This window comes from Variovorax defluvii, assembly GCF_039541515.1.
Classification (GTDB): Bacteria; Pseudomonadota; Gammaproteobacteria; order Burkholderiales; family Burkholderiaceae_C; genus Variovorax; species Variovorax defluvii.
Window position 1 is genome coordinate 1 of sequence record NZ_BAABGJ010000039.1, and the last position, 12,973, is coordinate 12,973.

15 protein-coding genes are annotated in these 12,973 nt (G+C 65.6%); 2 read left to right on the forward strand and 13 right to left on the reverse strand.

Annotation, left to right across the window (positions count from 1 at the left end):
- From ABEA07_RS15755 to ABEA07_RS15795, 9 genes are all read right to left on the reverse strand, one after another.
- Window positions 1–460: GTP-binding protein (locus ABEA07_RS15755; RefSeq protein WP_345538989.1), on the reverse strand; the 460-nt coding region annotated here is incomplete at its 3' end.
- A 108-nt stretch (window positions 461–568) separates the two neighbouring features.
- Window positions 569–2,671, reverse strand: coding sequence for an elongation factor G (gene fusA / locus ABEA07_RS15760; protein WP_345538990.1), 2,103 nt, complete (start codon window positions 2,669–2,671; stop codon window positions 569–571).
- Window positions 2,672–2,755: 84 nt separating this feature from the next.
- On the reverse strand, window positions 2,756–3,229 hold the full coding sequence (gene rpsG, locus ABEA07_RS15765; RefSeq protein ID WP_077002363.1) for a 30S ribosomal protein S7: 474 nt from the start codon (window positions 3,227–3,229) through the stop codon (window positions 2,756–2,758).
- 147 nt (window positions 3,230–3,376) lie between these two features.
- Window positions 3,377–3,754, reverse strand: a complete 378-nt coding sequence (rpsL, locus tag ABEA07_RS15770; RefSeq protein ID WP_324914571.1) for a 30S ribosomal protein S12 — start codon at window positions 3,752–3,754, stop codon at window positions 3,377–3,379.
- A gap of 133 nt (window positions 3,755–3,887) precedes the next feature.
- Window positions 3,888–5,057, reverse strand: coding sequence for a D-alanyl-D-alanine carboxypeptidase family protein (locus ABEA07_RS15775; RefSeq protein ID WP_345538991.1), 1,170 nt, complete (start codon window positions 5,055–5,057; stop codon window positions 3,888–3,890).
- Window positions 5,054–5,713, reverse strand: coding sequence for an alpha/beta hydrolase (locus tag ABEA07_RS15780; RefSeq protein WP_345538993.1), 660 nt, complete (start codon window positions 5,711–5,713; stop codon window positions 5,054–5,056). Before ABEA07_RS15780 ends, ABEA07_RS15775 begins: the two co-directional genes overlap by 4 nt.
- A gap of 7 nt (window positions 5,714–5,720) precedes the next feature.
- Entirely contained in the window at window positions 5,721–6,074 is a 354-nt protein-coding gene (locus ABEA07_RS15785) for a (2Fe-2S) ferredoxin domain-containing protein (RefSeq protein ID WP_345538995.1), read from the reverse strand.
- Window positions 6,075–6,111: 37 nt separating this feature from the next.
- Window positions 6,112–7,224, reverse strand: a complete 1,113-nt coding sequence (locus tag ABEA07_RS15790) for a VanZ family protein (protein WP_345538996.1) — start codon at window positions 7,222–7,224, stop codon at window positions 6,112–6,114.
- Window positions 7,225–7,228: 4 nt separating this feature from the next.
- On the reverse strand, window positions 7,229–7,657 hold the full coding sequence (locus ABEA07_RS15795) for a CopD family protein (RefSeq protein WP_345538997.1): 429 nt from the start codon (window positions 7,655–7,657) through the stop codon (window positions 7,229–7,231).
- Between the two features lie 293 nt (window positions 7,658–7,950).
- On the opposite strand from ABEA07_RS15795, the gene hemB reads away from it, so the two are divergent.
- A complete protein-coding gene (hemB, locus tag ABEA07_RS15800) occupies window positions 7,951–8,955 on the forward strand; it encodes a porphobilinogen synthase (protein ID WP_345538998.1) in 1,005 nt (334 codons plus the stop codon).
- Between the two features lie 19 nt (window positions 8,956–8,974).
- Window positions 8,975–10,123 carry a magnesium transporter CorA family protein gene (locus tag ABEA07_RS15805; protein ID WP_345539000.1) on the forward strand — a complete coding sequence of 383 codons (1,149 nt, stop codon included), beginning with the start codon at window positions 8,975–8,977 and terminating at the stop codon, window positions 10,121–10,123.
- Window positions 10,124–10,180: 57 nt separating this feature from the next.
- On the opposite strand, the gene ABEA07_RS15810 is transcribed toward ABEA07_RS15805, so the two are convergent.
- The 4 genes from ABEA07_RS15810 to ABEA07_RS15825 form a co-directional block, all read right to left on the reverse strand.
- The gene (locus tag ABEA07_RS15810) at window positions 10,181–10,549 is read right to left on the reverse strand and encodes a DUF4148 domain-containing protein (protein ID WP_345539001.1); all 369 of its coding nucleotides are present in this window, start codon (window positions 10,547–10,549) and stop codon (window positions 10,181–10,183) included.
- A 167-nt stretch (window positions 10,550–10,716) separates the two neighbouring features.
- Entirely contained in the window at window positions 10,717–11,610 is an 894-nt protein-coding gene (locus ABEA07_RS15815; protein ID WP_345539002.1) for an amidohydrolase family protein, read from the reverse strand.
- 9 nt (window positions 11,611–11,619) lie between these two features.
- Complete coding sequence (locus ABEA07_RS15820) at window positions 11,620–12,303, reverse strand: dienelactone hydrolase family protein (protein ID WP_345539003.1); 684 nt, start codon at window positions 12,301–12,303, stop codon at window positions 11,620–11,622.
- 2 nt (window positions 12,304–12,305) lie between these two features.
- A complete protein-coding gene (locus ABEA07_RS15825) occupies window positions 12,306–12,929 on the reverse strand; it encodes a 2-hydroxychromene-2-carboxylate isomerase (protein WP_345539004.1) in 624 nt (207 codons plus the stop codon).
- Window positions 12,930–12,973: the final 44 nt, after the last annotated feature.

Sequence of the window (12,973 nt, forward strand, 5' to 3'; positions counted from 1 at the left end):
CTTCCATCTCGACGAGCTCCAGCAACTCCTTGTCGTCCACCATGTCGCACTTGTTCAGGTAAACGATGATGTAGCCCACGCCCACCTGGCGCGCCAGCAGGATGTGCTCGCGGGTCTGGGGCATCGGGCCGTCGGCGGCCGAGCACACCAGGATGGCACCGTCCATCTGGGCGGCACCGGTGATCATGTTCTTGACGTAGTCGGCGTGGCCGGGGCAGTCCACGTGAGCGTAGTGACGATTGGCCGTCTCGTACTCCACGTGGGCCGTGTTGATGGTGATGCCGCGAGCCTTTTCTTCGGGCGCCGCATCGATCTGGTCGTAGGCCTTCGCTTCACCGCCGAACTTGGCCGACAGCACCGTGGCAATGGCCGCCGTCAGGGTGGTCTTGCCGTGGTCTACGTGACCGATCGTGCCGACGTTCACGTGCGGCTTCTTGCGCTCGAACTTTCCTTTTGCCATTTTCAATCCTCGAAAGAGCAATGCCCGCGTGTTGGTTTAACGTCTGCACCGCGTCGCTCATTCCCTCGCCACGGGCGACAAGGGGCACACGGTCGCAGACAGATGCGATTACTTGGCGCGAGCAGCGACGATGGCTTCAGACACGTTGCGCGGGGCTTCCGCGTAGTGCTTGAACTCCATCGTGTAGGTCGCGCGACCCTGCGACATCGAGCGCAGCGTGGTCGAGTAGCCGAACATTTCGGACAGCGGCACCTCGGCCTTGATGGTCTTGCCACCGCCAACCATATCTTCCATGCCCTGCACCATGCCACGACGAGACGACAGGTCGCCCATCACGTTGCCGGCGTAGTCTTCTGGCGTCTCCACTTCCACCGCCATCATCGGCTCCAGGATGACGGGCGACGCCTTCTTGCAGCCTTCCTTGAAACCGAAGATGGCAGCCATCTTGAAGGCCTGTTCGGACGAGTCCACGTCGTGGTACGAACCGAAGGTCAGCGTCGTCTTGACGTCCACCACCGGGTAGCCGGCCAGCACGCCGGTGTTGAGCGCTTCGATCACGCCCTTCTCGACCGCCGGGATGTATTCACGCGGCACCACGCCGCCCTTGATGGCGTCGACGAACTCGAAGCCCTTGCCGGGCTCCTGCGGTTCGATGGTGAACACCACGTGGCCGTATTGACCCTTGCCGCCCGACTGGCGAACGAACTTGCCTTCGACATCGGTGACGGTCTTGCGGATCGTCTCGCGATAGGCCACCTGCGGCTTGCCCACGTTGGCTTCCACGCCGAACTCGCGCTTCATGCGGTCCACGATGATTTCGAGGTGCAGTTCGCCCATGCCGGAGATGATGGTCTGCCCGGACTCCTCGTCGGTCCGCACGCGGAACGAGGGGTCTTCCTGGGCCAGGCGCTGCAACGCGATGCCCATTTTTTCCTGATCGGCCTTGGTCTTCGGCTCCACGGCCTGCGCAATCACGGGCTCGGGAAACTCCATGCGTTCCAGCGTGATGACGGAGTCGGGATCGCACAGGGTCTCACCCGTGGTCACGTCCTTCAGGCCGACGCAGGCGGCGATGTCGCCGGCACGGATTTCATCGACTTCCAAGCGCTCGTTGGCATGCATCTGGACGATGCGGCCGATACGCTCCTTCTTACCCTTGACGGGGTTGAACACGCTGTCTCCCTTCGAGAGCACGCCGGAATAGACGCGCACGAAGGTCAACTGGCCGACATAAGGGTCGGTCATGAGCTTGAATGCGAGAGCCGAGAACTTCTCGTTGTCGTCCGCCTTGCGGCTGGCGACCTGCTCGTCTTCGTCGGTGCCTTGCACCGGCGGAATGTCCAGCGGCGAGGGCATGAGTTCGATCACGGCGTCCAGCATGCGCTGCACGCCTTTGTTCTTGAAGGCCGTGCCGCACAGCATCGGCTGGATCTCGCCCGCGATCGTGCGCGTGCGCAGGCCCTGCGTGATCTCCTCCTCGGTCAAGTCACCTTCCTCGAGGTACTTGTTCATCAGCTCTTCGGACGCTTCCGCGGCGGACTCGACCATCTTCTCGCGCCACTCCTTGGCGGAGGCAAGGAGTTCGGCCGGAATGTCCTCGAAGGTGAACTTCATGCCCTGGGAAGCTTCGTCCCAGATGATGGCCTTCATCTTGCGCAGGTCGACCACACCCTTGAAGTTGTCCTCGGCGCCGATCGGGATCACGATGGGCACAGGGTTGGCCTTCAGGCGGTCTACCATCATCTGGCGCACGCGGAAAAAGTCAGCGCCGATACGGTCCATCTTGTTGACGAACGCGAGGCGGGGCACCTTGTACTTGTTGGCCTGGCGCCAGACGGTTTCGGATTGGGGCTGCACACCGCCCACGGAGTCGTACACCATGACTGCGCCGTCCAGCACGCGCATGGAACGCTCCACCTCGATGGTGAAGTCAACGTGGCCGGGGGTGTCGATGATGTTGATGCGGTGCTCGGGGAAGGACATGTCCATGCCCTTCCAGAAGCAGGTGGTGGCGGCCGAGGTGATCGTGATGCCACGTTCCTGCTCCTGCTCCATCCAGTCCATGGTGGCGGCGCCGTCGTGCACTTCGCCGATCTTGTGATTCACCCCGGTGTAGAACAGGATGCGCTCGGTCGTCGTGGTCTTGCCGGCGTCGATGTGCGCAGAAATACCGATGTTGCGGTAGCGCTCGATGGGGGTCTTGCGGGACATGAAAATTACTCCGTTAACGGATGAAAGCCCGCCCATCGTCTTCGATGGGTCGGGCTTCCAGCCTGTCTGACTAGGGCTCGGTTCTTAAAAGCGGAAGTGGCTGAAGGCCTTGTTGGCTTCGGCCATGCGGTGCACTTCATCACGCTTCTTCATGGCGCCGCCACGGCCTTCGGTGGCTTCCATGAGCTCGTTGGCCAGGCGCAGGGCCATCGACTTCTCGCCGCGCTTGCGGGCGGCCTCCTTGATCCAGCGCATCGACAGCGCCAGACGGCGCACGGGGCGCACTTCGACCGGAACCTGATAGTTCGCACCACCGACGCGGCGCGACTTCACTTCGACCATCGGCTTGACATTGTTGATGGCGATCGTGAAGGCCTCGAGCGGATCCTTGCCCGGGTTCTTCTTTTCGATCTGGTCGAGGGCACCGTAGATGATGCGCTCGGCCACAGCCTTCTTGCCGCCTTCCATGATCACGTTCATGAATTTGGACAACTCGACATTGCCGTACTTGGGATCCGGCAGGATTTCACGTTTGGGGACTTCGCGACGACGTGGCATTTTCTAACCTCTTTGCTTCAGTTGGCGCCGTCTCCGGCACCGCGAGAACCGACAAGGGCTCTCACTTACTCGACCCGACTTCGGGCCACTTCGTTCGATGCACCCGCCAAGGCGCGCCGAACACCGTTGAACGACAAAATTGAAGGATCAGGCCTTCTTGGGGCGCTTCGCGCCGTACTTGGAACGAGCCTGCTTGCGATCCTTCACGCCTTGCAGGTCCAGCGAACCGCGCACGATGTGGTAGCGCACGCCGGGCAGATCCTTGACACGTCCACCGCGGACGAGCACGACGCTGTGCTCTTGCAGATTGTGGCCTTCGCCGCCGATGTAGGAAATGACTTCGAAGCCGTTGGTCAGGCGGACCTTGGCAACTTTACGAAGCGCCGAGTTCGGCTTCTTCGGGGTGGTGGTGTAGACCCGGGTGCAGACACCGCGACGCTGCGGGGAGTTCTGCATGGCAGGGCTCTTCGACGTGGTCTTTTCGACCTCGCGGCCCTGACGCACGAGTTGATTGATGGTTGGCATGAATGATTGGTCCCAAAACACCCCGGCCGAGCGCCTCACCGTGACATGAAGCAGCCGGGGAATGACGAAAACGTGAAACCCTTCGGATTTTTCCGAAAAGCCCGCGAGTATAGCACTGCCTTGAGTGCCCAGGCTATTTGATCCAGAGACGAACCGCGTCCCAGGCACGGCCCATGACGCCGGCCTGCTCCACCGGCTCCAGGGCCAGCAACGGCACTTCGGTCACCGGCTGGTCGTCCAGGGTGACCTTGAGCGAACCGATCGGCTGGTTGCGGGCAAAGGGCGCTACCAGCGGATCAGGCCGCGCCACCTGCGTCTTGATCTTGGCGGCGGAGCCCGCCGGCACCGCAACCACGATCGGCTCCGTGCGGCCGAGCTTGACGGTGTTTTCCTTGCCCTTCCAGACCTGCGGCGTCGCAACGGCCTGGTTGGCGTCGAATAGGCGGACCGCGTCGTAGGCCGTGTACCCCCAGTTCAGCAGCTTCTGCGACTCGTTGGCCCGCACATTCTCGCTGGCCGCTCCGAGCACGATCGACAGCAGGCGCCGGCCGCCGCTCAGGTTCGGGAAGTCGCGCTTGGAGGTCACGATCATGCAATAGCCGGCTGCGTCGGTATGGCCGGTCTTGAGGCCGTCGACAGTGGGGTCGCGGAACAACAGCAGATTGCGGTTGGTGTCGTTGGTCGACGGCGTGCCCGGATAGCGGTACTTCTTGATCGAGTAGTAGTGCACGAACTCGGGGAAGTCGCGCATCAGCCGCGTAGCCAGGATGCTGAGGTCGCGCGCCGTCGTGGTGTGGCCCGGTGCAGTCAGGCCTTCGGGATTCCTGTAGCTCGTGTTCTTCATGCCGAGCGCCTTGGCTTGCTCGTTCATGAGTTCGACAAAGTGCTCGACCGTGCCGCCCACGCCCTCGGCCAACGCGACCGTGGCGTCGTTGCCCGACTGCACGATCAAGCCTTTGATCAGGTCTTCGACCGGCACCTGCATCTTCGGATCGATGAACATCCGCGAGCCGGGCATCTTCCAGGCTCGGGTGCTGACCGGCAAGGTCTGCTGCAAGGTGATCTTCTTGGCCTTGAGCGCGTCGAAGACCAGGTAAGCAGACATCAGCTTGGTCAGCGAGGCCGGCTCCACCGGCATGTCGACATCCTTCTGCGCGAGCAGCTGATTGGCCGTCACGTCCATCAGCAGATAGCTCCGGGCGGCGACCTCCGGCGGTTGCGGCACCTGCGCGACGGCGATCAGGCAAAACGATGCGGCGGCGGCCGCCGCGAAGGCGCGCAGCGCGCCGAGAAGACGATTCATTGGGATGCGGGAAGAAACGAACACTGGCCGGCACGCAGGTGACGCACGACCAAGCCTTTGAGCAACGGCAATTGTCCGTGAAAGAAGTGGCCGCCCCCGGGAACGACCGTAACAGGAAGTGACTGTGGCCGCGCCCAGTCGAGCACCGCGGCCAGGGAGACGGTGTCATCCTGTTCGCCATGCACGACCAGCGTGCGCTCGTGCGCTTCGAGCGGCAGCGTCGCCACCGAAAAGCGGGAGGCGGCCGCCCCGACGAGCACCAGATGGCGAATGTCGCGCTGAGCCCATAGCGGCTCGGCCGCGCGGCTCGCCACGAACGCGCCGAAGGAAAAGCCGGCGATGGACAGGGGACCGTCCGGTGCGACCTGCTCGATGACCCGCAGCATGTCCTCGCATTCGCCGCGGCCTTCGTCGTGCCCGCCTTCGCTGCCGCCGACCCCACGGAAGTTGAAGCGCACCGCGGTCCATCCGCAGGCGACGAAGGCCCGCGCCAGCGTCTGCACCACCTTGTTGTCCATGGTGCCGCCAAAAAGCGGATGCGGGTGGGCGATCACCGCCACGCCTCGCGCGGGTCCGTCCGTGGCCGCAGCGTCCCGCAGCGCGGCGATGGCGCCGGCTGCGCCCTGCAGCACGAGCTTTTCCGTTTGCGCGTTCATGGGTTCTTCAGCGTCCCACGTCCGGCGGCAGCAGCAGCCGCTCGACCACTTGGCCGTTGCGCAGATGCGACTCGACGATCTCGTCGATGTCCTCCTCGTCGACGAAGGTGTACCAGACGGCCTCCGGGTAGACCACCGCTACGGGCCCACCGGCGCAGCGGTCCAGGCAACCCGCCTTGTTGACCCTGATCTTGCCGGGGCCCGCCAGCCCCGCCTCCTTGACGCGTGCCTTGCAGCGGGCAAAGCCTTGCTGCGCGTTGTGTTGCGAACAGGAGTCCTCACCATTGGTGCGCTCGTTCAGGCAGAAGAAGATGTGACGACCGTAGTAGCCACGCGGCGGCGCAGTGCTGGAACTGGACATCGGACCATTCTATTGAGCACGCGTCGGCACGCGCCCGTCAGGGTCGTGGGCCACGTCGCGACAGGGTCGCCAGCACGTACGCAAGCGTCACGAAGGGCCAGAGCCAGCCCAGCCACTGCGCGAGGCCATGGAAGCGGATGAAGCGTCCCTGCTCCCAGGTCGCCAGCGTCTGGGCGAAATAGGCGCTCTCCGGCGCCTGGTTGAGCAGGCTGAGGTGCACCACCAGCGCGACCAGCAGCAGCGCGGCGCACAGCCGGCGCGGGGCAGGCAGCAGCGCGATGCCGAGAAAAAGGGCGGCCGCGATGCCCACCTGCACCGGAGGGCTCAACCACGCCCAGGCATGCTCGGGCCCGTAGCTCAGTGCCGCCGACAAAGCCGAGGCGGCCGCGCCGGCCAGCAACACCAGGGGCAGCAGCACGGCGCGGCGAGCGACCGGCCGCGTGACCAGGAATCCGAGCAGGCAGGGCACCAACGCGCCCAGCATCACGCACAGCAGCTCGACGCCCGGCACCAGCGGCTCCAGCTCGAACTGCCGCACGGGCAGCCAGTCGATGAATGGCGTGTCGAGCAGCCATTCGGAAATCGCCACCTCAAGCCGCTCGAAGACCTGGCCCAGTCCGAAGGTGACGGCGGCCGGGAACAGCAGCGCCAAGGGCCACAGCGCCAGCAGCACAAGCGCGCCCCGCGAATCCTCGACAAACCAGTTCGAGCGGGTCCGGTGCCAGTGCGCCACGACGCCCAGCCGCTCCAGCACGGCGGCGACGACGGCGCCGGCCAGGGCGCCCGCGCTGTTGAGCCCCATGTCCACGTTGGACGGAATGCGCGCGGGCAGATAGCTCTGAAGCGTCTCCATGGCGAAGGAGATCGCCACGCCCGCCAGTGCCGCAGCGAGCACCGCGCGCACCGGGCCGGCGCCCTCCCAGGTGCGCAGAATGGCGATGGCCGCCAGGAAGCCCAGTGGGACGTAGCCTGCCACATTGATGCCGAAATCAAAGGCGGTCCAGTACTTGGGCCAGGGCGCCCCCAGAAAGGACCAGGGGGCGATGCCCTGGTCACGCCAATCCGCGAAGGGATAGAGGCTCGCGTAGACGATCAGCGCCGCGTAGGCGAATGCAAGAGGCAGGGCCGCGGATTTGTGGCGGGTGGTCACCGGCTCAGAAGGGCTTGACCACCACCAGCACCACGATCGCCAGCAGCAGGAGCACCGGCGCCTCGTTGAACCAGCGATACCAGCGATCGCCGCGCCGGTTCTGCCCCTTCACGAACTTGCGCAGCAACGCGCCGCAGCCGTGGTGGTAGCCGATGACCGCCACCACCAGCGCCAGCTTGGCATGCATCCACCCGCTGCCGGGGCCGCGGCCGATGCCGTACCCCAGCCAGAGCCACAGGCCGAATGCCACCGCCGGCACGGCCAGGAAGGTGGTGAAACGCCACAGCTTGCGGGCCATGAGCAGCAGCCGTTCCCGCTCCGCCACCGACTCCGGCGGCACCATCGCCAGGTTCACGAAGAGGCGCGGCAGGTAGAACAGGCCCGCGAACCAGCTCACGACGAAAACGATGTGCAGTGACTTGACCCAGAGCATGGCCGGCAGTTTAGTGGCCCGTCGGTAGCCGCCCAGGGCAAAAAAAAAGCCCGGCGCCAAAACGCCGGGCTGGGAAGCCCTTTTGCTGTCACACATCAAGGCACCCGCTCAGGGAGGAAAAGCGGGGAGCGGCAAGCCGCCCACTGCGGAATTTAACAAAGGCATTAACGGCGATCAAGCCAGTTCTAAAATTTTGGTGAATTTTGCAACTCGTGTAGACCTAAAGTACTACCCATGTGGCGCCCGATGCATGCGTTCACAGGCGCTCTTCCCCTTGGGGCACAATTTTCCGTATGACCCACCACGCCCCCTTCCCTGCGGGCCGGCCGCGCCGGCTGCGCCGGGACACTTTCACGCGCAACCTGGTGCGTGAGCACAGGCTCAGCGCTCATGACCTCATTTACCCGGTGTTCGTGCACGAAGGCGACAAGAAGCGCGTCGCTGTGCCTTCGATGCCTGGCGTGGAACGCCTCAGCCTGGATCTCCTGCTGCCGATCGCCGACCAATGCCTGTCGCTGGGCATTCCGGTGATAGCACTGTTCCCCGTGATCGACCCCAGCCTCAAGACACCGGGCGGCGACGAGGCCTTCAACCCCGAAGGCCTGATCCCGCGCGTGGTGGCCGCGCTGAAATCGCGCTTTCCGGAACTGGGCGTGATGACTGACGTCGCGTTGGACCCCTATACCAGCCATGGCCAGGACGGCCTGCTGGACGACACCGGCTACATCCTCAACGACCCCACTGTCGAGGTGCTGGTCAAGCAGGCCCTGGCGCAGGCCCAGGCCGGCGTGGACATCGTCGCGCCGAGCGACATGATGGACGGCCGCATCGGCGCGATCCGCAATGCGCTCGAATCCGCCGGCCACGTCCACACGCGGATCATGGCGTACAGCGCCAAGTACGCCAGCGCCTTCTACGGCCCCTTCCGCGACGCAGTGGGCTCGGCCGCCAACCTCGGAAAGAGCAACAAGAAGGTCTACCAGATGGACCCGGGCAACAGCGATGAAGCCCTGCGCGAAGTCGGCATCGACATCGCCGAGGGCGCAGACATGGTCATGGTGAAGCCGGGCATGCCCTACCTGGACATCGTGCGCCGGGTAAAGGACGAATTCCGGGTGCCGACCTTCGCCTACCAGGTGAGCGGGGAGTACGCCATGCTCAAGGCTGCGGCCCAGAACGGCTGGCTGGACCACGACGCCGTGATGCTGGAAAGCCTGCTTGCCTTCAAGCGCGCCGGCGCCGACGGCGTGCTCACCTATTTCGCGCTGGACGCCGCACGCCTGCTGCCCAGGCCCTGAGAAGCTGCCGGCGCCTCGCATGCGCATCTTCGAGATTCACGGCAACCGCGTCGTCGAACACCCCGCCCTGGCGCCGCTGTCGGTGCCCGGCGCCTGCGCCGGGTTCCTGTGGATGTCGCTCACGCGCGACGAGTTGCGTGCATCGCTGGCCGAGGTGCAGGGCGCGCTGCAGTCGCTCTGCGGCACGCAACTGGTCGATCTGCACGTGGCGGACCTGCTCAACGACCAGTTGCCTTCGCGCTACGACTTCACCTCGCAATACGACGTGCTGGTGTTCCGCCGGCTGGCCGCCACCAGCGCGACCCCCACCACCCCGAAGCCGCGGGGCACCGAGCCGCCTCCGGCCCGCGGCAGCGGACCGCCGGTGCTGCGGCGGATCGACACGCGGCCGGTTGGCTTCACCATCTTCGACCGGGTCCTCCTGTCCGTGCACCCGGAAGACGGCTCGGTGCGGGACGCCTTCGCCGCCCGCCTGATGAATGCAGCAGCGCCCGCCGTGCGCGGCGACAGGCCGCCACCGGTCCTCGACGTGCGAGCCGTCTCCGCCCGGCTGCCGACCGGCCCCGCCGACCTGATGTTGCGCCTGGTCAACCTGATCGTCGACGCCTACCTGGATCTGCGCCGCGACCTGACACGCCAGTTGGACCACTGGCAGGCCGAGTTGATCGACCCGCACAGCCGCTTCACCAACTGGAGCGCGCTGATGGAGGCGCGCCAGTCCTTGCATCATCTCGACGAGATCTGCGAGGACCAGCGCGCCGCGGTGCAGGACTGGATCGACGGCCAGGAAACCCTTCCCTCGCCCGAGGGCGGCGCCGAGTCTCGGGAGCGCGAACTGATCATGGTGCGCAGCCGCGATGTGCTCGAGCACATCCAGCGCGTGGTGCATCACGTCAGACGGCTCGAGCAGAACGCCGAGACCGCCGTGCAGTTGCACTTCAGCGTCCAGAGCCATCGCACCAACGACATCATGAGGATACTCACGGCACTCACCGCGGTCTTCCTCCCGCTGAACCTCATCGCCGGCATCTTCGGCATGAACTTCGAGTTCATCCCGCTGGTACACAAGGCCGACGGCTTCTGGATCGCCATGGCATCCATGGCCGGCATTGCGCTGCTGCTGGTGCTGGTGTTCTGGCGCAAGCGCTATCTGGCGCGCAACAGATGAAAAAAAAGCCGGGCGGCGCTGCCGCGCTGCCCGGCTTTCTCATGGGCGTCGCAGGACTTACTTGGCCGTGGAAGCGCCATCCTTCTGCGCCTGCTGCAGCACCTGGGCGCGGTTCGGCATCGTGGAGATGACGCGGCTGTTGACGCGCGAGCCGCCGGTGACGTTCTGGTCGGGCGCGTTGGCGGTGGCCACGGCTTGCGCATAGACGGCCTGGGGATCTGCCATCGACTTGAATGGCTCGGCGCCACGCGAGCCGCGCACCACGTTCTGATTGGGGGCGGCAGCGGTACGAGCGGCCTCGGCTTCGACGTCGGCGCGGCTGCGGGCAGAGACCGGCGCTTCGACGCCATGGTAGGTTTCGGCATGCGCGCCGGCGGAGGCGATGAGGGACAACGCGGCAGCGGCGAGGAGGCGAGAGGTCTTCATGTCAGGTCCTTGTGTTTCGTCGGAAGTGGTTCCAGGGTCAGGCGCGCTCGGGGGCTGCCTGCGCGGGCAAGTGTCCGGTCGAACCACTGCGGGAAATCACCTAGAAAAGAGACGCGGCGTTTCCGGGATCGAAACAATGCCGATGCCTCCAATCGAGCGAGGCTGACTCAGCGCAGCCCGAACAGCGCTGCGGCGTTGCCCCACGCGATGCGCTGCGCCACCTCCGGCGGCAGTTCGGCGAGCCAGCGCCGGTAGCCGCCCATGATCTGGTCGTAGGCACTCCAGCGCTGGTTCACCCAGGTGTCGGAGCCGACCACGAAGCGATCGGGGTAGCGCAGGATCAGGTCGCGCCACTCGGGGCAAAGCATCCCGCCCTCGCAGGTCAGGCCCGGCCGGTAGGACAGTTCGCCCATCAGCAGCGGATAGCGCTCGAGCAGGGTCCGCACGCGCGACACCGGCGGCCCCCCGATGCCGGTATGCGCCCAGATGAGGCGCATCGCCTGTCCCTTCGACGGCGAATGCGCCATCAGCAGATCGATGGCCGTGTCGTCCACGTGGGCGAGCACCGCGAGCTTCTTCTGCTCCGCCAGCACGATCAGCTTGCGGGCCACGGCGCCGTTGGCGTTCGCGCTGTCGTAGAGGTGAAATTCGCCCAATCCGCGGTAGGGCCCGCTGGCCGTCCCGCGCGCCAGTTCGGCCTGCACCATTTCGTAGATGCTCTCGTCGCGAAACCAGTTGCTGTAGTCGTCACGGTTGCGGTAAAGACGCACGAAAGGGACGACGGTGACGCCGGCCGCACGGGTCTCTTGCGCGGCGGCGAGGGTCTGCGTGCCGGCGTTGGGCCGCGAGTTGGCGATGATGGCCTTCACGCCATTGCGCTGCATGCGCGCCAGGGCCTCGGCCGGTGGATAGGGGCCGCTGTCGCCGTCCCAGGCTTCCTCGTTGTAGTGCAGGTGCGCGTCGAACAGCGGCCCGCCGTACTCGGCCGCGTGGGCGCCCAGGCAGGCCGCGGCCAACGCGAACAGGGCCGCGGCGATACGCAGGGGATGCCGCGGCCCCATGGCTCGCCCTCAGGCCAAGTGCTTGGCGAAGAAGGCCAGCGTGCGCTCGCGCGCCAGCTTGGCCGCCCCGGCGTCGTAGGAGCCGCGCTGGTCGCAGTTGAAGCCGTGGCCGCACTCGTACACGTGCACCTCCACTTCCGGATGCGCCTTCTTGAAGGCCTCGACGGTGTCGAGCGGAATCCAGTGGTCGTTGTTGCCGAAATGCGCGAGCACGGGCACCTTGGGGGCGCGCGCGCTTTCCTCGGGCGTGGTCATCCCTCCGCCGTAGTAAGGCGCCGCGGCCGACAGTCCCGACACGTCCGCGGCGGCGCGCCAGGTGAGCAAGCCACCCCAGCAATAGCCGACGATCCCGACCTTGCCGCCGCGCGCCGCATATTCGACGGCCGCCTGGATGTCCTGCAGAACGCCCGGCTCCGGCAGCGCTTCGACCGCGGTCTTGAGTTCGAAGCCGGCCTTCATATCCGCCTCGCTATAGCCCAGTTCGACGCCGGGCTTGACGCGATGGAAGGTCGAAGGCGCCACTGCGAGATAGCCCTCTGCCGCATAGCCGTCGGCCACCGAACGGATGTGCGAGTTGACACCGAAGATCTCCTGCAGGACGACCACCGCGCCCTTGGGCTTGCCTGCCGGCTCCGCCACGTAGGCGGGGAAGCTGAAGCCGTCCTTGGCGGTGAGATCGATGAATTGGCCCATGTTCATGCTCCTGTGATGGGGGGTTGGGGTTGTTTCAATGCGCTTGCCACGAAGTCGAGCCGATCCTGGCCCCAGAAGATCTCGCCGTCGACCACGTAGCTGGGCGCACCGAATATCTTCGCGTCGATGGCCTGCTGGGTGTAGTCCTCGTAGCGCTCCTGCACGGCCTGACTCAGCGAACGCTCGACCGATTTGGCCGGCAGGCCGCACTCGGCTACCAACGCGTCCAGCACCTTCGGGTCCGCGATGTTGCGCTCCTGCACCCAGACCGCGGCGAAGATCGCGCTGCACAGCTTCAACGCCTCCTCTGTGCCTTCGTTCAGATCGATCGCGATGATGAGCTTGGCCGCGTCGTCACCGGCGACCGGAAAGAACTTCGGCGTCGGATTCAGCGGCAGGCCCAGGTGCCGCGAGAAGCGCGCCAGTTCCACCAGCCGATAGGCCTGGCGCTGTGGCGCGCGCTTGCCCAGCGGCAGGCCGCCGGAGACCGGGAAGATGGCGCCGAAGTCGACCGGCCGCAGGCGCACGGCGGCACCGGCCTCCTTGGCGAGCGCGGTAAAGCGCGCGTGCCCGAGGTAGGTCCAGGGGCTCTGGGGAGTGAAGTAATAGTCGACGCTGCGGGTCACGAGCCTCTCCTCGATGATGTAATCGGCGCGAACGGTTTTAACTG